Annotated in this window: 20 protein-coding genes; 7 read left to right on the top strand and 13 right to left on the bottom strand. The window is 73.1% G+C overall.

Translation table 11 applies throughout. From position 1 onward, the window contains the following. Positions 1–456: 456 nt before the first annotated feature. From SMA5143A_RS03250 to SMA5143A_RS03230, 5 genes are all read right to left on the bottom strand, one after another. Positions 457–2559 carry an SWIM zinc finger family protein gene (locus tag SMA5143A_RS03250; protein ID WP_375136454.1) on the bottom strand — a complete coding sequence of 701 codons (2103 nt, stop codon included), beginning with the start codon at positions 2557–2559 and terminating at the stop codon, positions 457–459. Between the two features lie 185 nt (positions 2560–2744). After that, positions 2745–5621 carry a DEAD/DEAH box helicase gene (locus SMA5143A_RS03245; protein ID WP_107461576.1) on the bottom strand — a complete coding sequence of 959 codons (2877 nt, stop codon included), beginning with the start codon at positions 5619–5621 and terminating at the stop codon, positions 2745–2747. Between the two features lie 137 nt (positions 5622–5758). Continuing rightward, positions 5759–6340 carry a sugar kinase gene (locus SMA5143A_RS03240; protein WP_107461301.1) on the bottom strand — a complete coding sequence of 194 codons (582 nt, stop codon included), beginning with the start codon at positions 6338–6340 and terminating at the stop codon, positions 5759–5761. Then, a complete protein-coding gene (locus SMA5143A_RS03235; protein ID WP_055521132.1) occupies positions 6337–7482 on the bottom strand; it encodes an ROK family glucokinase in 1146 nt (381 codons plus the stop codon). Before SMA5143A_RS03235 ends, SMA5143A_RS03240 begins: the two co-directional genes overlap by 4 nt. Positions 7483–7661: 179 nt before the next feature. Beyond that, positions 7662–8399, bottom strand: coding sequence for a GntR family transcriptional regulator (locus SMA5143A_RS03230; protein ID WP_181361722.1), 738 nt, complete (start codon positions 8397–8399; stop codon positions 7662–7664). 129 nt (positions 8400–8528) lie between these two features. Here SMA5143A_RS03230 and SMA5143A_RS03225 point away from each other — a divergent pair, with 129 nt between their 5' ends. Continuing rightward, entirely contained in the window at positions 8529–9545 is a 1017-nt protein-coding gene (locus tag SMA5143A_RS03225; protein WP_107461299.1) for a Gfo/Idh/MocA family oxidoreductase, read from the top strand. A gap of 42 nt (positions 9546–9587) precedes the next feature. Here the strand turns inward: SMA5143A_RS03225 and SMA5143A_RS03220 are convergent, their stop codons facing one another. From SMA5143A_RS03220 to SMA5143A_RS03210, 3 genes are all read right to left on the bottom strand, one after another. Further along, positions 9588–10088, bottom strand: coding sequence for a hypothetical protein (locus tag SMA5143A_RS03220; protein ID WP_107461298.1), 501 nt, complete (start codon positions 10086–10088; stop codon positions 9588–9590). Between the two features lie 55 nt (positions 10089–10143). Continuing rightward, on the bottom strand, positions 10144–11334 hold the full coding sequence (locus SMA5143A_RS03215; protein ID WP_107461297.1) for a cytochrome P450 family protein: 1191 nt from the start codon (positions 11332–11334) through the stop codon (positions 10144–10146). 119 nt (positions 11335–11453) lie between these two features. After that, a complete protein-coding gene (locus SMA5143A_RS03210; RefSeq protein WP_107461296.1) occupies positions 11454–12125 on the bottom strand; it encodes a response regulator in 672 nt (223 codons plus the stop codon). A gap of 124 nt (positions 12126–12249) precedes the next feature. Between SMA5143A_RS03210 and SMA5143A_RS03205 the strand changes: the two genes are divergently transcribed. After that, positions 12250–13293: an aldo/keto reductase gene (locus tag SMA5143A_RS03205; protein WP_107461295.1), complete on the top strand. Its 1044-nt coding sequence runs from the start codon at positions 12250–12252 to the stop codon at positions 13291–13293. Positions 13294–13370: 77 nt separating this feature from the next. On the opposite strand, the gene SMA5143A_RS03200 is transcribed toward SMA5143A_RS03205, so the two are convergent. Next, positions 13371–14624, bottom strand: coding sequence for a sensor histidine kinase (locus SMA5143A_RS03200; RefSeq protein ID WP_181361696.1), 1254 nt, complete (start codon positions 14622–14624; stop codon positions 13371–13373). A gap of 178 nt (positions 14625–14802) precedes the next feature. On the opposite strand from SMA5143A_RS03200, the gene SMA5143A_RS03195 reads away from it, so the two are divergent. Beyond that, complete coding sequence (locus SMA5143A_RS03195; RefSeq protein ID WP_107461293.1) at positions 14803–15006, top strand: hypothetical protein; 204 nt, start codon at positions 14803–14805, stop codon at positions 15004–15006. A gap of 118 nt (positions 15007–15124) precedes the next feature. Here the strand turns inward: SMA5143A_RS03195 and SMA5143A_RS03190 are convergent, their stop codons facing one another. From SMA5143A_RS03190 to allB, 3 genes are all read right to left on the bottom strand, one after another. Continuing rightward, entirely contained in the window at positions 15125–15751 is a 627-nt protein-coding gene (locus SMA5143A_RS03190) for a dihydrofolate reductase family protein (RefSeq protein WP_107461292.1), read from the bottom strand. A 93-nt stretch (positions 15752–15844) separates the two neighbouring features. Further along, entirely contained in the window at positions 15845–16960 is a 1116-nt protein-coding gene (gene alc / locus SMA5143A_RS03185) for an allantoicase (protein ID WP_107461291.1), read from the bottom strand. A 51-nt stretch (positions 16961–17011) separates the two neighbouring features. After that, positions 17012–18349 (bottom strand): allantoinase AllB, encoded by a 1338-nt coding sequence (allB, locus tag SMA5143A_RS03180; protein ID WP_107461290.1) that lies wholly within the window; start codon positions 18347–18349, stop codon positions 17012–17014. A 276-nt stretch (positions 18350–18625) separates the two neighbouring features. On the opposite strand from allB, the gene SMA5143A_RS03175 reads away from it, so the two are divergent. Together SMA5143A_RS03175 and SMA5143A_RS03170 are read left to right on the top strand one after the other, a co-directional pair. Next, on the top strand, positions 18626–19423 hold the full coding sequence (locus SMA5143A_RS03175; protein ID WP_099967676.1) for an IclR family transcriptional regulator: 798 nt from the start codon (positions 18626–18628) through the stop codon (positions 19421–19423). A gap of 135 nt (positions 19424–19558) precedes the next feature. After that, a complete protein-coding gene (locus tag SMA5143A_RS03170) occupies positions 19559–20344 on the top strand; it encodes a maleylpyruvate isomerase family mycothiol-dependent enzyme (RefSeq protein WP_107461289.1) in 786 nt (261 codons plus the stop codon). A 102-nt stretch (positions 20345–20446) separates the two neighbouring features. Here the strand turns inward: SMA5143A_RS03170 and SMA5143A_RS03165 are convergent, their stop codons facing one another. Further along, complete coding sequence (locus SMA5143A_RS03165; protein ID WP_107461288.1) at positions 20447–20734, bottom strand: DUF5955 family protein; 288 nt, start codon at positions 20732–20734, stop codon at positions 20447–20449. A gap of 261 nt (positions 20735–20995) precedes the next feature. Between SMA5143A_RS03165 and SMA5143A_RS03160 the strand changes: the two genes are divergently transcribed. Together SMA5143A_RS03160 and aceB are read left to right on the top strand one after the other, a co-directional pair. After that, positions 20996–21670 (top strand): nucleotidyltransferase family protein, encoded by a 675-nt coding sequence (locus SMA5143A_RS03160; RefSeq protein ID WP_107461287.1) that lies wholly within the window; start codon positions 20996–20998, stop codon positions 21668–21670. Between the two features lie 198 nt (positions 21671–21868). Beyond that, a complete protein-coding gene (gene aceB / locus SMA5143A_RS03155; protein WP_107461286.1) occupies positions 21869–23503 on the top strand; it encodes a malate synthase A in 1635 nt (544 codons plus the stop codon). Positions 23504–23515: the final 12 nt, after the last annotated feature.

Here is a 23515-nt window from a genome sequence, read left to right as displayed (position 1 = left end):
AGGCGCCAGCAGGATGGGCCCCGGCGGGGCCTCGCCGTATCACCCGCCTATCACACAGCCATCACCAACTGGGCGGCCCCTCCTGGACCAGGAGGCCCTGACCTGCTACTTCGTGCCCGCGCTGGACTGGCGTAGACGCCCCTGGACGGTCTCTACAACCTGTGCCATGTCGTACCGAGCGAGGGCCCGAGGATGAGGACCGGGGCGTCGTCCGGCCCGTCGAAGCGGTACTGGAGGGCAGGGGTCGTCGTCTCACTCACCGCTACACGCTAACGTCCCGCCCTCGGTGCTCCGTCCCGGGGACCGGAATCCGCCCGCGCGGCTCCCGAACATCGACGGGCAACTTCCACACGGTCTTCACCGAAGCGCAGGTCACGCCGCGGGCGCGGGAACGGGGCACGACGACGGACCATCCGTCGAACAGACTTCCCAGCGTGTCGGAATTCGTGGGGGGAGTCAGAGGCCGTCGGTCGAGCCCAGGCCCGTCAGGGCTCCCACCGGGTCGAGGTCGGGTGTTCCTCTGGGCCACCAGTCGTCGTGGCCCGGGTCGGACTCGTAGGCGTACCACAGGCCGTCCCGGCCGAGGCGGAGTTGGACGTGGCCGAGGGGGTGGGTGAGGTGGTTGTGCCAGGGGCGGAACGCCGGCAGGTCGGCGGCGAGGAGCAGCGGGCGGGCACGGTCGAAGCGGCCCGCCGGCGGGTCCCACGGTTCCTCCAGGACGGCGAGCCCTTCGATGCCGCCCTGGCGCCAGGCGGCGACGGCGCGGGCCAGGTCGGCCGCGGTGCGGCCGGTGGCGGCGGCCAGTGACGAGTACAGGGCGCGGGTGGTGGCGGTCAGACCGGAGCCGGGGCGGGCCGCGGCCAGCCGTACCGCGTCCTGCCAGAGTGTCAGCTCGGCGACCGGGTCCCGTCCGGTGGTGAGCAGTGCGTGCGCCCGGGCCGCCGCGTCGGTGGCCAACTGGTCCAGCGCGAACGGGTCCGGGCCGCCCGGCGCCCCCGGATACACCGGGGGCTGCTCCGGGTGCGGGGGCGGGGGCAGCGGTGCGGGCAGCGGCGGAAGCGTGCGCGGGGAGAGGGCCTCGCTCGCCCGGACACCGGGGAGTGCCGTGGGCCGCTGCTCCTGCGCGGCACGCGCCGCCCGAGCGGCGTTGCGCCGCGACAGCGCGTCGAGCAACTCCCGCTCGCCCCGACCCCGCAGAAGCAGCAGAACGAACGGGTCCTCGTCCAGCAGCCGCGCCGTCTGATAGCAGAGCGCCGCCGCGTGCTTGCAGGGATGCCCTCGGTCCGGGCAACTGCAGTGCGGCTCCAACTCCCCCGGTCCGGGCAGCAGCCGCGTCCCGCGAGGGCTCCGACCGCCGGACGCGGGTGCGGGTGAGGGTGTGGCACCACCAGCCAGGGACTGCGGGAGTTCCTTGTCGAGCAGGGCGGCGATGTCGGCGGGGCGTTCGGCCGCCGTGTCCAGGAAACTGTCCCACTCGTCGTCGTCCAGTGTGCGCAGCCGGACCTGCACCCGGTAGGGCCGGGGCCGGCTGCCATGGACGTACGCCAGCACCAGCCCCGGCGTGACCGTGATCGCGTCCACGTTGCCCTTGTCTGCGTACGCCCGCCCTCGCGTGAGCCGGGCCGCGTCCAGGGCGCCCTCCTCCAACGCCGTCACCCACGCGTTCCCCCACCAGCTCTCCGCGAACGCCTCCCCACCCGAGGTCCGGGGCGGAAACGCCCCGAAGGTACGGCGGAGTTCGCCGTCACGGGAGGGGGCGGCCATGGTGCCGGGGACGAGGGGCGTGGCGCCGCCGCCTCCGGACCGGGTCTCCCCGGGGTGGTCGACGACACGGCCGACAGACCGGTCGCCGACGTGGGCATCGGCTTCGCCTCGGGTGGGAGGTTCTGCTTCGGCTCTCGGCGCAAGGTCCTCCGAGGGCAGCTCGAAGGCACCGGCGAGCACGGCGCGTACGTCCCGGACCGGGCGGGGGCCCTCGCTCGGGTCAGCGCCCTCACCTCGGTCAGCGCTGCGGCCCCTCCCTTCCAGCCTCCCGCTGCGGCGGCCCGGGGCCCGGTCCGCGGCACGGGGCGAGGGGGCAGCCCGCTGCCCGGCACCGGCTGCTCCCGCTGCCGCCGATGCTGCCGATGCCGCCGATGCCTCAGATACGGCTCCCCGTACACCGGCCCCAGCATCGACATCGGCAACGGCATCGACATCGGCATCGATCCTGGCCTCGGCCCCAGCATCGGCAACGGCATCGGCATCAGTTCTGGCCCGGGTATCAGCCTTGGCCTTGGACTCCTCCTCGGCCTCCGCGCGGGCCCGCTCCGCCGCGCTCCGAGCGGCGCGCAGCGCGGCACGGGCGATGTCGCCGGGCCGGGCACCGCCCGGTGCGGCGGTCCCACCGGCACGCGGGGCCTCGGGGGTGTGTGACACACGCTCCCCTGACGGCTCCTGTGGCGAGGCCGCCGCCCTGGCGCCCGTGGCCCGCCACAGCGCTGCCCGGGCCACATCACCCGGCCGGGCACCCCGCGCCCCCCTGACCTCACTCCCCGCGCTGCCACGGCCGGACGTCATCTCCACGCCGCGCCCCGACGCCTCATCCGCCTGACCGGCTCCGCCGGACGCAGCACCCCCGCCGCTCGCCGTCGGTGGCGTCGCGGTCTCCCCCTGGTCCTCGCCGCGCAGTGCCCGTTCCCGGGCCGCGCGCAGGGCCTGGCGGGCCGCGTCCGCGGGGCGGGGGGTGGGGTGGTCGGGGGTGCTCATGTCGACCTCCGCAGCGAGACGAGGTCGGTCAGTTCGCGGTCGGTCAGTTCCGTGAGGGCCGCCTCGCCGGAGCCGAGGATCGCGTCGGAGAGGGCCCGCTTCGCTTCGAGCATCTCGGCGATGCGGTCCTCGACGGTGCCCTCGGTGATGAGGCGGTGGACCTGGACGGGTTGGGTCTGGCCGATGCGGTAGGCCCGGTCGGTGGCCTGTTCCTCGACCGCGGGGTTCCACCAGCGGTCGAAGTGGATGACATGGCCGGCCCGGGTGAGGTTCAGGCCGGTGCCGGCCGCCTTGAGGGACAGGACGAGGACGGGGGTCGCTCCGCTCTGGAAGCGGTCCACCATGTCCTCGCGGTCCTTGACGGGGGTGCCGCCGTGGAGCAGTTCGACGGGGATCGCTCGAGCGGCGAGGTGCGCGGTGATCAGGCGGGCCATGCCGACGTACTGGGTGAAGACCAGGGCCGAGCCGTCCTCGGAGAGGAGGGTGTCCACCAGTTCGTCGAGGAGGGCGAGTTTGCCGGAGCGGGCGGACAGGCGGTCGCCGTGGCCGGCCGCCTCCTCCTTCAGATACAACGCCGGGTGGTCGCAGATCTGTTTGAGGGCGCCCAGCAGTTTCAGGACCAGGCCCCGGCGGGCGATGCCCTCCGCCGTCTCGATGGCCAGCAGCGACTCGCGGACGACGGCCTCGTAGAGCGCGGCCTGTTCACGGGTGAGAGGGACGGGGTGGTCGGTCTCGGTCTTGGGCGGGAGTTCGGGGACGATACCGGGGTCGGACTTCTTGCGGCGGAGCAGGAAGGGGCGGACCAGCCGGGCGAGTCGGGTCACGGCCTCCTCGTCCTCGCCGTTCTCCACGGCTCGGGCGTGGCGGGCGCGGAAGGACTTGAGGGGGCCGAGGAGGCCGGGGGTGGTCCAGTCGAGGAGGGCCCACAGCTCGGAGAGGTTGTTCTCCACGGGGGTGCCGGTGAGGGCGACCCGGGCGGGCGTCGGGATGGTGCGCAGGGCCTTCGCGGTCGCCGAGTAGGGGTTCTTGACGTGCTGGGCCTCGTCGGCGACGACCATCCCCCATCGCCGCTCGGCGAGTCGGGGAGCCGCCGAGCGCATCGTGCCGTACGTGGTGAGGACGAAGCCGGGGCCGAGGTCGTCCAGGGAGCGGTCGGGGCCGTGGAAGCGGCGGACGGGCACGCCGGGGGCGAAGCGGGTGATCTCGCGCTGCCAGTTGCCCAGCAGGGAGGCGGGGCAGACGACGAGGGTGGGCTCGGGGCGGGCCCGGCGCAGATGCAGGGCGATGACGGTGATGGTCTTGCCGAGGCCCATGTCGTCGGCGAGGCAGCCGCCGAGGCCGAGGGAGGTCATGAGGTCCAGCCAGGCCAGGCCGCGGAGTTGGTAGTCGCGGAGGGTGGCCGCGAGGCCCGGGGGCGGATCGACCGGGCCGACGCCGGCCGTCAGCCGGTCGCGGAGCGCGGCCAGCGCGCCCACCGGGACCGCCTCCACGGTCTCGCCGTCCACGTCGGCCGTGCCGGTCAGGGCCGCGGACAGGGCGTCCACCGGGTCCAGCAGGCCCAGTTCGCGTCGGCGGGCCTTGCGGACGAGAGCCGGGTCCACGAGGACCCACTGGTCGCGCAGACGGACGACCGGGCGGTGGGCCTCGGCCAGGGCGTCCATCTCGGCGTCGGTGAGCGGGTCGCCGCCGAGCGCCAACTGCCAGCGGAAGCTGAGCAGTTCCTCGCTCTCGAAGAAGCCCGTGCCGTCCGTGGCCGAGCCGGGCGCCGGGCTCACCTCGGCGCGGGCGCTCAGGTCCTGGGCGAGGTCGCGGGGCCAGTGCACGGCGACCCCGGCCGCGGCCAGCCGCGTCGCGGCCACGCCGAGGAGGTCGGACAGCTCGTCCTCGGAGAGCGCGAGGACGTCGGGGACGTCCTGGTCGGCGAGCCGGTCCAGGGGCGGCCAGACGCGGGCCGCGCGGCGCACGGCGAGGGCGGCGTCCACCCGTGCGCGGGGCCCGAACGCCTCGTCCGCGTCGCCCGCCCACAGCGCCGCCGCGTCGACGACCAGCGTGGGGTCGGCGAGGCTGTGCACCTGCACGACGGCCGCGCCGGCCCGGCGGCCCCCTTCGCTGTCGTCGAACAGGTCGTACGCCGCCAGGTCGAGGCGCAGGGAGATCCGTACGCCCGCGTCCATGCCGGCGGCGACCTCGGCGGCCCAGTCGCGGGCGCCGGGAAGCCGCTGGCCGGTGCTCGCCGCGAAGGGCTTGCCGGAGACGTACGGCGCGGCCGGGCCGCGGGGCAGGGTGTCGGCCACGGCGTCCAGGAAGGAGCGCATCAGTGCTTCGGGTTCGGGCAGCCGGAGGGGGCCCTTGCCGGGCAGGGGAGCGGCGTGGCCCTCGTACGGCAGTGCGGCGGCGACGGCTCTGAGGTGGGCGATGTCGCCGGGGTCGAGCGGTCCGGCCCGCCAGGCGTCGAACCCGTCGGCGGTGAGCCCCGGCAGCAGGCGCCCCCGGGCGACGAGCCGCAGCGCGTGCAGGGCGGCGGCACCCCAGCAGGCCGTCGCGGGGTGGGCTGCGGGGTCGCGGCGGGCCCGGGCGAGCAGGGGCAGGGCGGCGGCGACGGGCAGGGACAGGGCGGGGACGGTGCCTCTGCGGACGCCGGTGGCGCCGTGCCGTCGGACGACGGTGAGGTCCTCGCTGGTGCCTGGCGGTGGTTTGTCGCTGTCCGGGTCCCAGAAGGCGACCCGGCCGTGACGGGGCAGGGGCGCCGGCAGGAAGACGGCGGCCAGCCGCACCGGGACGGTCAGGGGATCGATGACGGCCGGTGTCACGGGAACGGCCGTGACGGCCCCGCCAACCGCCGTGTCGGCCTCGGGAACAGCCGGGTCCCGCATGCGTCCGGTCACCTCCCCGCCCATGGTCGGATGAGCCGTCCCCGGCTCCGATCAGCTGTCTCCGACTCTACGGGCGGGGTCTGACAATCGGTCCCGCCGGCCGTGCGCGGGCCCGCGCGGGCCCGGACACACGCAGGTCAGGGCACGGTCCGGGACACCACGTACACCATCGGATGGTCCGGGTTGGACCGGTTCACGACGATGTCGTGGGTGGGCGCGGGACTCTTCCGCTTGTTGACGAGGCCGTACCAGGGGCCGGGGCCGCCGAAGTCCCAGCCGACGATCCGCCGGTCGCGGGCGTGGATGGCCATCTCGCCCTTCTTCAGCGCCGCCGTGCTGGTGCCGATCTGGTCGAGGAAGCGTTCGAGGCCCTCGTTGCTCGTGTAGAACTGCACGTACAGACGGCTGGTCCGCCAGTTGTTGGTCTCGTAGTACGCGAGGTGCTTCGAGTACGGCGGGACCGGGACGTCGTACAGGCGCTGCTGGAGCCGGGAGGGCCAGTGCGCGGTGAGGCCCGTCGCCGAGTACTTCTCCTCCTTGTCCTTGCCGCTGTCCCGGCTCTGGTTCGCGGAGATCACCAGGTAGCCGGCGGGGACGCCGATGAGCAGCACGATGATCGCCAGGGTGAGCGCGCGCCGGCGGATCTTGTGGCGGCGGTCCTCGGCGGGCTGCTCGGGTTCCTCGGGTGAGGTGCCCTGGCGGGGCACGGAGGCGGTCATGCGGAGTCCTCGGTGGTGCGGCGGGCCTCCACGTACCGCGCGTACCGCTCGTAGCGCTCGACCCGGCGGCGGTTGGCCCGGCGGAAGCGGCGCGCGACGAGGCGGGCGAGGTCGGCGGCGCCCACCATGCCGGCCTCGGGGCCGAGCTGGGCGCGGGCGATACGGGCCTCGGGGCGGTAGCCGCGGCCGGTGAGATGGCGGCGGAAGGCGTCGCGGGCGGGGCCGATGAGGAGGTCGTCGGCGGCCGAGACACCGCCGCCGATGACGAAGCACGACGGGTCGAGGGCGGCGGCCAGGTTGGCGATGCCGACGCCGAGCCACTGGCCGATGTCCTGGAGCAGCTCGATGCACATCGCGTCGCCCTCACGGGCCAGCTCGGTGATCATCGGGCCGGTGATGTCCCCGATGTTGCCCTTGACGTGCTCGATGATCCCGTACGCGACCGGGGAGTCCGCCGCGGCCAGCTCGCGGGCCTCTCTGACCAGCGCGTTCCCGGAGCTGTACTGCTCCCAGCAGCCGCGGTTGCCGCACGGGCAGCGGTGTCCGCCGGGCACGACCTGCATATGGCCGAACTCTCCGGCGACCCCGAACTTGCCGCGCTTGACCTGGCCGTCCTCCAGGATCGCGCCGCCGATGCCGGTGCCGAGCGTGATCATGACCAGGTGGTCCTCGTCACGGCCGGCGCCGAAACGCCACTCGGCCCAGGCGGCGGAGTTGGCGTCGTTGTCGACCAGCACGGGCACGGCGAGGCGGCCGGCGAGCCGGTCGCGCAGCGGTTCGTTGCGCCAGGACAGGTGCGGGGCGAACAGCACGCGGTTTCGGTCCGCGTCGACCCAGCCGGCGGCGCCGATGCCGACGGCGTGCACGTCGTGCCGGTCGGAGAGGTCCAGCACCAGCTCCACGATCGTGTCCTCGACGACCTGGGGGCTCTTGGACTTGTCCGGGGTCTCCGTGCGGAGCTTCTCCAGGATGTTGCCGTCGGCGTCCACGACGCCCGCCATCACCTTCGTACCGCCGATGTCGATGCCGACGGTGGGGACGCGGGGCGCCGTCAGGTGCGAGCGGCGCTCGCGCGTGCCGACGGTACGCAGGACGGTGGCCCGCGCGGAGCCGCGGTGGGTGAAGTCGCGGTAAGTGCTCATCGGGCCGATTCTGCCTTAGCGCTCCGCTTGGTGCGGCGTGGGGGCGGGGGGTGCCATGGGTTGTTTTTCGGGTGCGGGTCCGGTGGGGGCTGGTCGCGCCCACGCGGCGGAGCCGCATATGTCACAGTCCCGCGCCCCCATTCGGCGGCTGCGCCGCCATCGAGGGGACGGGAAGTCGCCTACGCCCTCACCAGCAGCTGGAAGTCGAACGAGTAGCGGGAGGCCCGGTAGATGTGGGTGCCGTATTCGACCGCTCTGCCCGTGTCGTCGAAGGTGGTGCGTTGCATGGTCAGGAGGGGGGCACCGTTGGGTTCGGTCAGGCGTTCGGCTTCCGCCGGTGTGGCCGTTCTCGCACCGATGGTCTGGCGGGCACTGTGCAGGGTGATGCCCGCGGAGCGCATCAGGCGGTAGAGGCCCGTCGACTCCAGCTGGGGCGAGTCGAGGTCCAGGAGGCCGGTCGGGATGTAGTTGCACAGGGCGGCCATGGGCTCGCCGTGGGCCAGACGGAGTCGCTCGATCCGGTGGACCTCTGCGCCCTCGGCGACCGCGAGGGCGGCGGCGACCTCGGCGGAGGCGGGGACCGTCGTGTTGAGCAGGACCCGGGTCTCGGGGCGCTGGCCGGCGGCCTCCAGGTCGTCGTAGAGGCTGCTGAGCTCCAGGGGGCGCTTGACCTGGCTGTGGACGACCTGCGTGCCCACGCCGCGGCGGCGGACGAGGAGGCCCTTGTCGACGAGGGACTGGATGGCCTGGCGGACGGTCGGGCGGGACAGGCCGAGGCGGGCGGCCAGCTCGATCTCGTTGCCCAGCAGACTGCCCGGGGTCAGCGCGCCGTGCTCGATCGCGGCCTCCAGTTGCTGCGACAGCTGGAAGTAGAGCGGGACCGGGCTGCTGCGGTCGACGCTGAGCTGGAGCGACACGGTCGGATCCACTTCTGGTTTCGGCACGGGCCGAGCGTAGTCCCGGTGCCGGATGACGGGAAGCCGCGTCGTTCGGTTGTCCGGACAAAGCATTGACACGGCGGCGGGTGCGACCGCACTTTGTTTCTCATGCGCATCGGACTTATCGGAGCGGGTCGAATCGGGACGATTCACGCGACCACGCTCAGCCGCCACCGCGACGTCGGCTCCCTGATCATCACGGACGTCGACACGGCTCGGGCCCACGACCTGGCGGACCGCCTGGGCGAGACGGTCGCACCGGGAGTGGACGAGATCTTCACCTGGGGTGTGGACGCCGTGGTCATCACGGCCGCCACGTCGGCCCACGGCGAACTGATCGGTCGGGCAGCACGCTCGGGGCTCCCGGTGTTCTGCGAGAAACCCATCGCCGTGGACATGCAGGGCACCTTAAACGCGCTCGCCGAGGTCGACGCCGCCGGAACCGTGCTGCAGATGGGTTTCCAGCGACGCTTCGACTCCGGCTATGTCACCGCCCGTGAGGCCGTGCGCTCGGGCCGGCTGGGGCGGTTGCACACCGTGCGGGCGCTGAGCGCCGACCAGGCGCCGCCGCCCGCCGGGTACCTGACGGTCTCCGGCGGGATCTTCCGGGACTGCATGATCCACGACCTGGACGCCGTGCGCTGGGTGACGGGACGCGAGGTCGTCACCGCGTACGCCACGGGGTCGGACGCCGGGAACCCGATGTTCCGGGAGGCGCATGCCTTCGACTGCGCCACGGCGGCCGCCGTGCTGACGCTGGAGGACGGCACCCTCGTCACGACGACGGCGGCGCGGGTGAACGGGGCGGGCTACGACGTCCGCATGGAGCTGGCCGGGGAGCTGGACACCGTGGTGGTCGGGCTGGACGACCGTACGCCGGTCGCGTCCACCGAGCCGGCCGGGCCGCCGCCCGCCGACAAGCCGTGGACCGGTTTCCTGGAGCGTTTCGCCGCCGCGTACGAGGCCGAGGTCGCCGCGTTCGTCGAGGTGGTGCGCGGCGAGCGGGCCAACCCCTGCGACGGCCGTGAGGCACTGCAGGCGCTGCGCGTCGCCGAGGCCTGCGAGCTGTCCCGCCGGGAGCACCGGCCGGTGAACCTCGGCGAGATCCCGGGCGGCCGCGACTGAGCCGCCCGGCGGCCGGACCGCCGGGGGCTTCCTGCGCGCGGGTCACACGAGCAGCCGTACCGCCGGGGTCTGCGTGTCGGTGGCCAGGAGCTGGTCGCAGTCGCCGCAGCGGAGGTCCCACGGGCGGCTCACGTTGGTCTGGATGCTGGGCTTGCCGGACTCCCTGGTCTCGTGGCAGTAGTAGCCGAGGTGCAGTCGCACCCAGGGGTGGCTGGTCGGGGCAGCGGAGCGGCGGCCGTCACGGCCGTCCTCGAAGGGCGCCCACCAGAAGTCGACCAGGATCCGCACCGCGAGCCGTTCGTCGCCGGAGGTGCTGTCGAACGCGGCGATGCGGGCCGGCGCGTGATGCCGGCCGAGACCGCTGCGGGTACCGGAGCACAGGGCCTTCTCCGCGCCCCGCTCGAAGGACGTGGTGCGGCCGAGGCGCTCGCAGACGAAGCAGTCCAGGCTGAACTCCAGGGTGGGCCCCCAGTACAGCTGATGGCTCTCCTTGCCGCCCGGCGGCCGGGTGAGGGCCGCCGTGATCTCCGCGGTGCGCTGCATGGTGGGGTTCTCCTGCGGGGCTCGGGGGCGGCGTGCGCGGGCGGGGAGAGCGTACTCACCAGCGGACCGGCAGGCTCCGTACGCCGCGTATCAGCATGCCCGGCAGCCAGGGGCCCGGCGGGCCGTCCGGGGCGAGGTCGGGGCAGCGGTCGAGGAGGGTGCGGAGGGCGACGCGGGCCTCCAGCCGGGCCAGGGGCGCGCCCAGGCAGTAGTGGATGCCGTGCCCGAAGGCGAGGTGGCCGCGGGTGTCGCGGTGGATGTCGAAGCGGTCGGCGGCGGGGCAGCGGCTGTCGTCGCGGTCGGCGGCGGCCAGGCCGACCAGCACGGAGTCGCCCGCCTCGATGGGTGTCCCGGCGATGACGAGGGGCTCGGCGGCGAAGCGGAACGTCGCGTTCTCCACGGGGCCCTCGTAGCGCAGGGTCTCCTCCACCACCGCGTCCACCAGGCTCATGTCGGCCCGTACCTCGGCGAGTTGGCCCGGGTGGGCGAGCAGGTTGCGCACGGCGTTGGTGATGAGGTTGACCGTGGTCTCGTGACCGGCGATGAGCAGGATGAAGGCCATGCCGCGCAGCTCGTCCGGGGACAGCCGGTCGCCGTCCTCGTCGGTGGTGCGGATCAGCGCGCTGAGCAGGTCGTCGGCGGGCGGGGAGCACCGCTTGTCCTCGATCAACTCGCCCAGGTACGCGGCGAGTCGGACGAAGGCGTCGTACTCGCTCTCCGCGCTGGTGGGGGCCACCGTCTCCGTCGACATCTCGCGGAAGGCGGCGCGGTCGAACTCGGGCACGCCGAGCAGTTCGCAGATGACGGTGAGCGGCAGCGGATAGGCGAAGGACTCCACCAGGTCGGCGCTGCCGAGCGGGAGCACCGCATCGAGCAGGTCGTCGGTGATCTGCTGGATCCGGGGCCGCAGTCGCTCCACACGGCGGGCGGTGAACTCGCGGGTGATGAGCCCCCGCAGCCGGGTGTGCTGTGGCGGGTCGGAGACCAGCAGGTACTTGCCGATCAGCTCCTCGTCGAGGAAGGTGATGCCGATCTTCGATGCGTCCTTCGCCAGCCGGGGGTCGGCGAGCGCCGCCCGCGCCTCCTCGTACCCCACGACCAGCCACACCTCGTTCTGCGTGTCGTGTCCGGGCAGCCGGACCCGGTGCACCGGGCCGAGCGCGCGCAGCTCGGCGTACACGGGATACGGGTCCTCGTTGAACCGGGCCCCGTACTCCCGCAGATCGATCACCTGTGTGTTCCTCATGAATCCCCCCTCACCCGCACAACGCACGGGCCCCCGCGCGAGTGCCCGCACCAGGCACCGGATTCCCCGCCCACCGGGCGACCGCCCCCGGCCGGGGCTCCCCGCCCTGGCGGCGGGCGCTAGCGTCCGCCCTCCTCCAGCAGCCCGGCGTCGTACGTCAACAGGGCGATCTGCACACGGTTGTTGAGGTCGAGCTTGGCGAGGATGCGGGAGACGTGGGTCTTGACGGTGGCGACGCTCATGAAGAGTTCGGCGGCGATCTCGGCGTTGGAGGCACCCCGGCCGACCGCGACGGCGACCTCGCGCTCCCGGTCGTTGAGGGCGGCGACCCGGGAACGGGCCGTCGTACGGCGGGTGTCGGGGGCGCCGCCCGCCGCGTGCTCCATCAGCCGGCGGGTGACGGCGGGAGACAGCACGGGATCACCGGCGGCGACCCGGCGTACCGCGTCGACGATCTCGGCGGGCGGGGTGTCCTTCAGGACGAACCCGGCGGCGCCCGCGCGCAGGGCCCTCAGCACCTGGTCGTCGGCGTGGAAGGTGGTGAGCACGACCACCTGGGGGGCGTCCGCGCGGCGGCGGAGCCGTTCGGTGGCCGAGAGGCCGTCGACGGTGGGCATCCGGATGTCCATGAGGACGACGTCGGGGCGGACGCGGTCGACCAGGGCGTCCACCTCGGCGCCGTCGGCGGCCTCGCCCACGATCTCGATGTCGTCGGCGCCGCCCAGCATGAAGGAGAGTCCGGCGCGGACGAGGGGGTCGTCGTCGACGAGGAGCAGTCGGATGGGGGTCATCGGCCCGCCGTTCGGAAGTCGGTCATGGGTCTACCGTAATGACGCCGCGTCACGGACCGACGTCTTCCGCCGGGGCGACCCGTTAGTGTCGGCCGGTACGGCATTCAACTGACGGAGGTTTTGGGTGCGTTACCGACTCCTGGGCCGGACCGGGCTCCGTGTCTCCGAGCTGTTCCTCGGCGCCATGACGTTCGGCGAGCAGGGCGGTGTGGGGGCGCCCCGGGCGGAGTGCGCGCGCATCCTCGACGTGTACGCGGAGGCCGGCGGCAATGTGATCGACACGGCCGTCAACTACCGGGGCGGGGAGAGCGAGCGCATCGTCGGCGAGCTGCTCAAGGGGCAGCGGGACCGGTTCGTGCTGTCCACGAAGTACACCGTCTCGCGCGACGGCACCGACCCCAACGCGGCGGGCAACCACCGCAAGAACCTGGCCCTGTCGCTGGAGACCAGTCTGCGGCGTCTGGAGACCGACTACATCGACCTGTACTGGGTGCACATCTGGGACCGGAACACCCCTCTCGAGGAGACGATGCGCGCGCTGGACGACGCCGTACGGTCCGGGAAGGTGCTGTACGTCGGGATCTCGGACGCCCCGGCGTGGGTGGTGGCCCGGGCCAACACCCTCGCGGAGTGGCGGGGTTGGTCCCCGCTGTCGGCGCTCCAGGTGCCGTACAGCCTGCTCAACCGGGACATCGAGCGTGAGCTGCTGCCGATGGCGGAGGCGTTCGGGATGTCGGTCGCGGCGTGGAGCCCGTTGCAGAACGGCATCCTGTCCGGCAAGTACACGCGGGCGGGCGGGCCGGCGCCGGGTACGGCGACCCGGCTGTCCGCGGAGACCATCGGGCGGCGGGAGCGGGCGGTCGCGCAGGCCGTGCAGTCCGCCGCGGACGAGCTCGGTGCCACGCCCGCGCAGGTCGCCATCGCCTGGACCATGGCGCACTCCCCCGCCGTCCACCCCGTCCTGGGCGCCCGCAGGGCCGAACAGCTCGCGGACAACCTGGGCGGGGCGCGGCTGGTCCTGCCGGAGGAGGTCCTGGCCCGTCTGGAGGACACGACCGGCTTCCGGCTCGGCTTCCCCGGCGACTTCATCGACGAGGCGTCGGCGTGGGTGTACGGCTCGGCGGGCCAACGGGTGGTGCCGCGGGGGTGGGGCCGGGGCGCCTCATAGCTCGGGGGTGCGCTGTCTGTTCGGCGGGTGCGGGTGGTTCGTGGTCTCTCGCGCGGTTCCCCGCGCGCACCTCGTTCTCAGGCCCAGGGCAGCCGGGCCCGCACCTCGAAGCCGCCGTCCGCCTCGGGGCCGTGCTCCAGGCGGCCACCGGCGAGGGTGGCCCGCTCGGTCAGGCCGATCAGCCCCTGTCCGGAGCCGGGCACGGGCGGGACCTCCCCCGGTGGGGCGGGATTGCGGACGCGGACGGAGAGTCCCTCGGCCGGGGCGCCCGAGACCGTGACGGTGACCTCGGCGTCGGGCGCGTGCTTGCGGGCGTTGGTGAGGCATTCCTGGACGATGCGGTACGCGGTGCGGCCCACGGAGGCGGGGACGGCGGCGGGGTCGGTGACGTGGTTGTCGAGGACGACCTTCATGCCGGCCACACGGGACTCGGCGACGAGGCCGTCCAGGGCGGCGAGCGTCGGCTGGGGGCGTCCGGCGTCGTCGGAGTCGCCCGCGCGCAGCACACCGATGATCTCCCGCAGGTCCTGGAGCGCCTCGTGGGCGCTCTCCCGGATGACGCCCGCCGCACGGACGATCTCCGCGCGGGGCGCGTCGGGCCGGAACTCCAGGGCTCCCGCGTGCACGCTGAGCAGGGTCAGCCGATGGGCGAGGACGTCGTGCATCTCGCGGGCGATGGCCTCGCGGGCCAGGCGCTGCGCCTTCTCGGCCCGCAGGGCCGCCTCCGTCTCGGCCCGCCGGGCGCGGTCCCGGAAGCTCAGCATCAGCTGTCGCTTGGAGCGCACGAACATGCCCCAGCCGACGACGGCGCCGGTGAGCAGGACGGAGAGGAAGACCGCCCAGGGGTAGCTGACGTCGGGGTCGGGGCGCAGCAAGTAGAAGACCGGGTTCAGCAGCGCGGAGACACCGGCCACCCCGGCCACGTACCGGAAGGGCCGGTGGACGGTGAGGGTGAAGAGGGCGACGAGGCCGGCGCCGCCCGCGGTCGCGGACACGAAGCAGACCGGGACCATCGCGACGGCGAGCCCGGTCGGCCGGCGTCGGCGCAGCCAGACCGCGGCGCAGGCGAGCGCGCCGAGCACCTGGTCGAGGGCGGCGTAGGCGTCGGGGAGGCCGACCTCCTTCTGCACCGTGTCCAACGCGAGGAGGCCGATGCCCACCGCGAGCAGGAAGCAGGTGAAGTCGACGACCCAGTCGCGCGCGGTGCGCCGGGGTCGCCGCTCCGGGCGCCCGGGGCCGGAGTTCTGGGCGGGGTCGAGGACGGCGGACGGCAACAGCCAGCGCCGCCCGGGGAAGGCCGGTGGTTCGGGCACCGGTGGGTCACCACTCACGGTCGACAAATCTACGCAGAGTCGGCCCCCGTGGGCGCCTTCCGCCGGGGATCGCGACCAAAGTCGTGACCTCGTCGACTTTCGGTGGCCGGGGGCCCTGCGGATCGCTACCGCGGTCGGCCGGACAGGGCCCCGCGGCCGATGGGCGGGAGGGGGCCGCGGCGGGAGGATCCCTGCCATGAAGCAGTTCTTGGAGTTGATCGGGTTCCTCGCCCTGCTACAGGGCTCGGGCGGTCTGGTGTACGAACTCACGGGCAAGCTGCGGTGGGGGGTGACCCAGCGGTGGGCCGTCCTGGACGGCTACGAGCTGTACGTCAGCATCGCGCTGATCGTGCTGGGGCTCGCCCTGTTCGCGGCGGCCGACAGCCGGAAGGCCAGATGACTCGGGCCCGTCGGGCCGTCCGTTCGGTGGGGGGAGGACGGACGGCCCGAGGGGTGCCCCCGCGGTGATCAGCAGTCGTGGTCGATCGATGACGCCCTTCTTCACATACGACGTCCCGTCAGGCGTCCTCGGGCAGGGCGAAACTGCCGTAGGAGGGGCGCCCCTCCCGCTCGTAGGTCTGGATCGAGACGCCCTTGCCGGTGATCCGGCCTCCCGCGTGCCGGAAGGCCGTCGGCACGGCTCCCTCCCGGAACAGCCGGAGGCCGGAGCCGAGCGCCACCGGGAAGGTCAGCAGGTGCAGGGTGTCGAGGAGGCCGAGGTCGATCAGGGACCCGACCAGCGCCCCGCTGCCGTGCACCTGGAGTTCGCCGTCGGTGCGCTCCTTGAGGGCGGTGACCTCTTCGGCGAGGTCGCCGCCGAGGACCGTGGTACCGGACCACTCGGGGTCCGTGAGGGTCGTGGAGGCGACGTACTTCGGCAGCGTGTTCAGCTTGCCGGCGACGGGGTCGGCCGGGTCGGTCATCTTCGGCCAGTACGAGGCGAAGATGTCGTACGTGCGGCGGCCGAGGAGGAACGCGCCGACCCTGCCGAAACTCTCCTCGACGAACTTCCCGAAGTCGTCGTCGGCGTACGGAAAGCTCCAGCCGCCGTGCTCGAAGCCGCCGCGGGTGTCCTCCTCGGGGCCACCGGGGGCCTGGTAGACGCCGTCGAGGGTGACGAAGACGGTCGAGACGAGCTTGCCCATGGCGATCGCCTGCTTCCTGGTGCGGGATCTGTTGTCATCACCTCAGACCCCGCGGGCGCCCGCAACTCATCGGTGCGGCCAGGACGGGTGTGGTCAGGCGCCCAGTTCCCGGAAGCGTGCCGCCAGTCCCGTCCTGCCCTCGTCCGTCAGTGAGCCGTGCAGGCGCAGGCGGGAGATGCCGCCGTCCGGGTAGATGTCGACGCGGGCGTGGGTGGCCACCGCGGGCTCGGGGAGGACGAAGCGGTGGTCGGTGTCGGGCTGGAGGCGGGTGCGCGGGAGGATCTCCGTCCAGGTGCCGTCCTCGCCGTCCCGGACCGAGACACTGGCCCAGCCCGCCGCGTTGCCCTTCAGGCAGGCCGTGTCGATCTCCAGGGCCCGGATCTCGGACTGCGCGGCCAGGCGGTAGCGGATCCAGTCGTTGCCCTGGTCACGGCGGCGACGGGTCTCCCAGCACTCGTGCATGACCCGGGCGCGGCCGGGCTGGATGGTGTTGGTGGCCGGTGAGTAGAAGAGGTTGGAGGCGTCCTCCGCCCGGCCGCCGTTCTCCAGGGCGACCACGTCGAAGGTGCCGAGGGCGTCCAGCCACACGGGGTCCGGGACGACCTCGCCGTACACCCGCAGGCGGGCGATGCCGCCGTCGGGGTGCTGGTTGACACGCAGATGGGTGAAGCGCTGTTCGACGGCGACGGCGAAGCCGTTCGCCGCGTGGCCGCCGACGGGGGTGCGCGGTACGAGGGTCGTCCACTTCACGTCGGAGGCGAGGAGGTCCTCGGGTGAGGGGGTGCCCGGCACCGAGGTGGCCTCGACCGAGACCGCCTGCGGGTAGTTGCCGCGGAAGTGGGCGGTGTCGACGACGATGCCCCGGACGACGCCGGGCGCGCCCAGGCGGACCAGCGCCCAGTCGTGGTCCTCGGCGGTCGGCCAGGGGTGCTCGGCCGAGACGCCCCGGCGGCGCCGGGTCTCCCAGCCGTCCATGATCTTGCCCTTGTGCCCGAAGTGCTCCGGGTCGAACTCGGCCCGCTCGGGCAGCAGCAGGTTCTCCCGCTGGGCGAAGAACTCGTCGTTGGCGGCGATGACACCGGCACCGAGCCGGCGGTCGGCGAGGTCGGCGTAGTGGGTGAAGGGGAGGTCGGCGGTGCGGTAGTCCGCGTACGGGTCACCGCCTCCGTACGGGTTCGCGTCGCCGGTGAAGTTCACGATCGCCGTCACGTTGATCAGGTCTGCCTCTCGGTCGTGGGCCGCTGCGGGTGCGGGAGTGGATCAGGGGGTGCGGGTGAGGAGCCGTCCCCTCGGCGCGGTGAACTCGCCGTCGGCGACGATGCGTTCGCCGCGCAGCCAGGTGGATCTGACGACGCCGTACAGCGTCCGGCCCGCGTACGCCGTCACCCGGTTGCGGTGCTGGAGGGCCGCCGGGTCGACGGTGAACGTCTCGTCCGGGGCGAGCACGGCGAAGTCGGCGTCGCGGCCCGCCTCGATGGCGCCCTTGTGGTCGAGGCCGACGAGGCCGGCCGTGCGGGTCGACATCCAGCGGACCACGTCCTCCAGGGTGTGGCCGCGTTCGCGGGCCGCCGTCCAGACCGCGGCGAGGCTCAGCTGGAGGCCCGAGATACCGCCCCAGGCGGTGGCGAAGTCGTCGGTCTTCAGATCGGCCGTGGACGGGGAGTGGTCGGTGACCACGCAGTCGATCGTGCCGTCGGCGAGCGCCCGCCACAGCAGGTCCTGGTTGGCGGACTCACGGATCGGCGGGCAGCACTTGAACTCGCTCGCCCCGTCCGGGACCTCCTCGGCGGTCAGGGTGAGGTAGTGGGGGCACGTCTCCACGGTGATCCGTACGCCGTCGGCCTTGGCGGCGGCGATCAGCGGCAGCGCGTCGCTGGAGGACAGATGCAGGACGTGGACGCGGGCGTCGAACCGTCGGGCCTGGTCGATGAGGGCCGCGATGGCGCTGTCCTCGGCGTCGCGCGGGCGGGAGGCGAGGAAGTCGGCGTACCGGGGGCCGCCACGCTGGGGGGCGGTGTCGAGGTGGTGCGGGTCCTCGGCGTGCACGATGAGCAGTCCGCCGAAGCCCGCGATCTCGGCCAGGGAGCGGGCGAGCCGCTCCTGGTCGAGGTGCGGGAACTCGTCGACACCGGACGGGGACAGGAACGCCTTGAAGCCGAAGACGCCGGCGTCGTGCAGCGGGCGCAGGTCCTTGACGTTGTCGGGCAGCGCGCCGCCCCAGAAGCCGACGTCGATGTGCGCCTTGTCGGCGGCGACCTCCCGCTTCGTACGGAGGTGGTCGACGGTCGTGGTCGGCGGCAGGGAGTTGAGGGGCATGTCGACGAGGGTGGTGATGCCGCCGGCGGCCGCGGCCCGTGTCGCGGTCCAGAAGCCCTCCCAGTGGGTACGGCCCGGATCGTTGACGTGCACATGGGTGTCGACCAGGCCCGGCAGCAGGACGTCGTCGCCGAGATCCTCCAGACGGGCGCCGGGGGGCAGGTCGGCGTCGTACGGGAGGACGGCCGTGATGCGGCCGTCCGCGACCGCGACCGAGGCGGGGCGCGCTCCCTCGGGCGTGATGACCCGCGTCGAGCGCAGCACCAGTTCAGCGTCGGACACCCGGACCCCTCTCGTCCTGCCGTCGTTTCTCTTCCGCGTCCGCGGGATTTACTTCCACGTAACGGAATTCAACGTTCCGTTGAAGGAGTCTTCACTCCAGGTCGGGCCCCGTCAAGGGCCCCCTCCCCCACTCTGCTCCACACCCCGCCGCTCTGGACATTTTCACAACTCGGAATAAGAATTCCGTCAGGCAGAACATAGTGACGCGCAAGCGAGCAGTCAACGAACTGCCCGGTAGGCTGCGACTTCGCCCGCCTTCGTGAAAGGACCCGCGCCGTGCCGACGTCCAGCGCCAGCACCACCGACTCCACCAGGTCGTCCTCGTCGAGCGGCGGCGTCCAGTCCCTCGAGCGCGCCTTCGACCTGCTGGAGCGGATGGCGGACGCCGGCGGCGAGGTCGGCCTCAGCGAGCTGTCCGCGAGCAGCGGGCTGCCGCTGCCCACGATCCACCGGCTGATGCGCACCCTGGTGGTGTGCGGCTATGTGCGCCAGCAGCCCAACCGGCGCTACGCCCTCGGCCCGCGCCTGATCCGCCTCGGCGAGTCGGCGTCCCGGCTGCTCGGCACCTGGGCCCGCCCCTATCTGGCGCGACTGGTCGAGGAGACGGGCGAGACGGCGAACATGGCCCTGCTCGACGGCGACGAGATCGTGTACGTGGCGCAGGTGCCGTCCAAGCACTCCATGCGGATGTTCACGGAGGTCGGCCGCCGCGTGCTGCCCCACTCCACGGGTGTCGGCAAGGCCCTGCTCGCCGACCTTCCCGCCGACGAGGTCCGGGCCCTGCTGTCCCGTACGGGGATGCCCGCCGCGACGGAGAAGACGATCACGACCCCCGACGGTTTCCTCGCCGCGCTCGCCGAGGTGCGCGACCTGGGGTACGCCGTCGACGACAACGAGCAGGAGATCGGCGTCCGCTGTCTCGCCGTCTCCGTCCCCGACTCCCCCACCGCCGCCGCGATCTCCATCTCCGGTCCGGCGGGGCGGGTCACCGAGGCGGCGACGGAACGGATCGTGCCGGTGCTGCGCCAGGTGGCGGTGGAGTTGTCGGAGGCGCTCGCCAACACGGGGAGTTGAGGGCCGGGCGCGTGCGCCCACGCGGCGGAGCCGCATGGGCCACAGCCTCGCACCCCTGGAAGGAACGGCCCTGCGGCCGCCGCCGAAAATCGTTGTCCGGGCGCCGGGGTTCGGTGGTAGATACCCGATGTGGCCATGACACTTGAGTTCTCCGACCTGCTGCGGCTGATCGACGAACGGTCGATCGCGTTCCGGGGCGCGGTCGCCGCCGCGTCCGACCTCGACGCGCGGGTGCCGACCTGTCCCGAGTGGACGCTGTTCGACCTGGCGCAGCACCTGGGCGGAGGCGACCGCTTCTGGGCCGCCCTCGTCGCCGCGGGACCCGCTGACGCTCCGGCGGCCGAGGCCGTCGTCGAGCGCGCCGCCCTGGCCGCGCCGCGCGAACCCGAGGCCCTGTCGGCCTGGTTGGCCGCGTCGACCGAGCTGCTGCTGGGCGCGCTGCGAGAGGCCGGCCCGGACGCCGGTTGCTGGACGTGGTGGAGTGCGTCGCAGTCGCCGCGCACCTCCGGTGGCGTCGCCCGGCACCGGGTCCAGGAGACCGCCGTCCACACCTACGACGTCCAGGTCACCCTGGGGGCTCCGCGACCGCTGCCGGACACGGTGGCGCTCGACGGCGTCGACGAGTTCCTCTCCACCTGCTGCGCGACGACGGCCCCCTGGCCGCACAAGCCCGCGACCTTCGACTTCCACGCCACGGAGGGTTCCTCCTGGCGCCTCACGGTCGACGGGGACGGCGCACGCTCCGACCGCCTGCCCGTCACCGCCGTCGACGAGGGCCCGGAAGCGGCCGGCGTCTCCGTCCGGGGTACGGCCGGCGAGCTGGTCCTCTTCCTGTACGACCGCGTCGCGGCGGACGCCGTGCGGATAGACGGGGACGCCGGGCTCCTCGACCTGCTCCGCGCCTGGGAACCGGAGGAGTGACGGCCGGCCAGGAGGCGGCCCATCGGTGAGGGGGCCCCGTGGCCACCGGCGCGCCAGTCACCGGCCGGGCAGTCACTGGTCGGCCAGTCACCGGCCGGGCAGTCACCGGCCCGGCGGTTCGCCGAACAGGTCGACCGCCGTGCGGACCTCCGCCAGCCCTCGCGCGAGCGCGCTGACCGATCCGATCGCCCCCGCGATCAGCAGCAGGGACCGTCGTAACCGCGGGACCTCGGGCAGGCCGCTCACGACCATCGCCGCCAGCGCGGCCAACTCGTCCTCCGCGATGCCCCGGTCCGGGAACTCCGCGGGATGCGCGGCGAGTTCACGACGCAACCGGGACACGGCGGACCGCAGCTCCGCCACCCTCGCATCCTCGCCACTGCCGGTCACTGGCCTCTGCCCCAAGCTCCGCAACCCAGCTCTCCCCCCTCACGCACACCGTCGCGCGCGAGACCCGGCCGCGCCCCGTCGCACGACCGGCCGCCCCTGGCGCAGGTCGTCCGCCGGGGGTGGCGCGGGCCAGTAAACGCCAACGCTATGGCGAGCGCCACACCGAGGACCGAAATTCAGCCCCAAGGATTCCCCGTCCAACGGGCGTCACCGATCCGCGGTTCACGGGCACGTGCACGCCGGTTCGGGTATGCAGGGCGCATGGCACACGACCACCGACGGCCCTCGGGCCGAGACGACACAGGGCCCGCGGGTCAGGGCGCACACGGCGGCGGCCCGTCACCTCGTGTCGCGGCGCTGCTGCTCGCCGCGGGCGGCGGGCGGCGTCTCGGAGGACGCCCCAAGGCGCTGCTCCCCCACCGTGGGCGCCCCCTGGTCGAACACGCGGTCGCGGTGCTGCGGGCGGCCGGCTGTTCACGGATCCATGTGGTCCTGGGGGCGGAGGCGGCGACCGTACGCGCCCGGGCCGAACTGCCCGGCTGTGTCCTGGTGGACAACCCGCGGTGGGCCGACGGCATGGGCTCGTCGCTGCGGACGGGACTGGAGTCGCTCGCCGGGACGGGTGCCGAGGCGGCGCTCGTGTCGCTCGTGGACCAGCCGGGCATCGGACCGGAGGCCGTGGCCCGGGTGCTCGCCGCGTACGAACCGGCCGGCGCGGGCCAGGCGCTCGTGGCCGCCGCCTACGACGGGGAACGGGGCCACCCCGTCCTCTTCGGCGCCGGGCACTGGGCCGGCATCGCGGCGACTGCCACCGGCGATCGGGGGGCACGCGCCTACCTGAAGGCGCACGCGGAGGAGATCACGCTCGTCGAGTGCGGGGACGTGGCACGGCCGTACGACATCGACACCGAGGCCGACCTCACCCATCTCGAATGAGCGGTGCGTGAGCGGAGTGGCACCCGGCGCCACCTTGCCTCGACCCGGAGAATCTCGACATCAACAAAACATTGAACTTCCACCATGAGGAAACTACTATCCACTGTTCAGAAGCGCACTGGTGAACCCGTGGGCGCTCCCGCCCTACCCGGGTCGACTGACCCCCGGTGCCACGCCCGCTGAAGGAAGTGACAGCTCATGTCCGCACCAGCGCCGTCCCCGCTGGCCATCGTCGACGCCGAGCCCCTGCCCCGCCAGGAAGAGATCCTCACCGACGCGGCCCTCGCCTTCGTGGCCGAGCTGCACCGCCGGTTCACGCCCCGGCGTGACGAGTTGCTCGCCCGCCGCGCCGAACGCCGCGCGGAGATCGCCCGCACCTCCACGCTCGACTTCCTCCCGGAGACGGCCGCGATCCGCGCCGACGACTCCTGGAAGGTGGCCCCGTCGCCCGCCGCCCTGGACGACCGCCGGGTCGAGATCACCGGCCCCACCGACCGCAAGATGACCATCAACGCGCTCAACTCGGGCGCCCGGGTGTGGCTCGCGGACTTCGAGGACGCCTCCGCCCCGACCTGGGAGAACGTCGTCCTCGGCCAGGTGAACATGGCCGACGCGTTCACCCGGAACATCGACTTCACCGACGAGCGCACCGGCAAGTCGTACGCGCTGCGCCCGAACGAGGAGCTGGCGACGGTCGTCATGCGCCCGCGCGGCTGGCATCTGAATGAGCGTCACCTCGTCGACGCCGACGGCACGCCCGTGCCCGGGGCCCTCGTCGACTTCGGCCTGTACTTCTTGCACAACGCCCAGCGGCTGCTCGACCTCGGCAAGGGCCCCTACTTCTACCTCCCGAAGACGGAGTCGCACCTGGAGGCCCGCCTCTGGAACGAGGTGTTCGTCTTCGCCCAGGAATACGTCGGCATCCCGCAGGGCACGATCCGTGCCACGGTGCTGATCGAGACGATCACGGCCGCGTACGAGATGGAGGAGATCCTCTACGAACTCCGCGACCACGCCTCCGGGTTGAACGCGGGCCGCTGGGACTATCTGTTCTCCATCGTGAAGAACTTCCGTGACGGCGGCACCCGGTTCGTCCTCCCGGACCGCAACGCGGTCACGATGACCGCCCCGTTCATGCGGGCGTACACCGAACTCCTCGTCCGCACCTGCCACAAGCGCGGCGCGCACGCGATCGGCGGCATGGCGGCGTTCATCCCGTCCCGCAAGGACCCCGAGGTCAACAAGGTCGCGTTCGAGAAGGTCCGCGCCGACAAGGACCGCGAGGCGAACGACGGCTTCGACGGCTCCTGGGTGGCCCACCCCGACCTCGTGCCGATCGCCATGGAGTCCTTCGACAAGGTCCTCGGCGACAGGCCGAACCAGAAGCACCGGCTGCGTGAGGACGTCCATGTCGAGGCCGCCGACCTGATCGCCGTCGACTCGCTCGACGCCAGGCCCACCTACGACGGCCTCGTCAACGCCGTCCAGGTCGGCATCCGCTACATCGAGGCGTGGCTGCGCGGCCTCGGCGCCGTGGCGATCTTCAACCTGATGGAGGACGCGGCCACCGCGGAGATCTCCCGCTCCCAGATCTGGCAGTGGATCAACGCGGGCGTCGAGTTCGAGCACGCCGGAGAATCCGTGAAGGCCACGCCCGAGCTGGCCCGCGAGGTCGCCGCCCAGGAGCTGGCCGCCGTCCGCGCCGAGATCGGCGAGGAGGCCTTCGCCGCCGGTCACTGGCAGCAGGCCCACGACCTGCTCCTCCAGGTCGCCCTCGACGAGGACTACGCGGACTTCCTGACCCTGCCGGCCTACGAGCGGCTGCGCGGCTGAGGCCCGCCAAAC

It is taken from the genome of Streptomyces sp. MA5143a (assembly GCF_900290235.1).
Taxonomy (GTDB): domain Bacteria; phylum Actinomycetota; class Actinomycetes; order Streptomycetales; family Streptomycetaceae; genus Streptomyces.
Note: the sequence above shows the minus strand (reverse complement) of the source record. Positions and strands in the feature narration are given on the sequence as shown.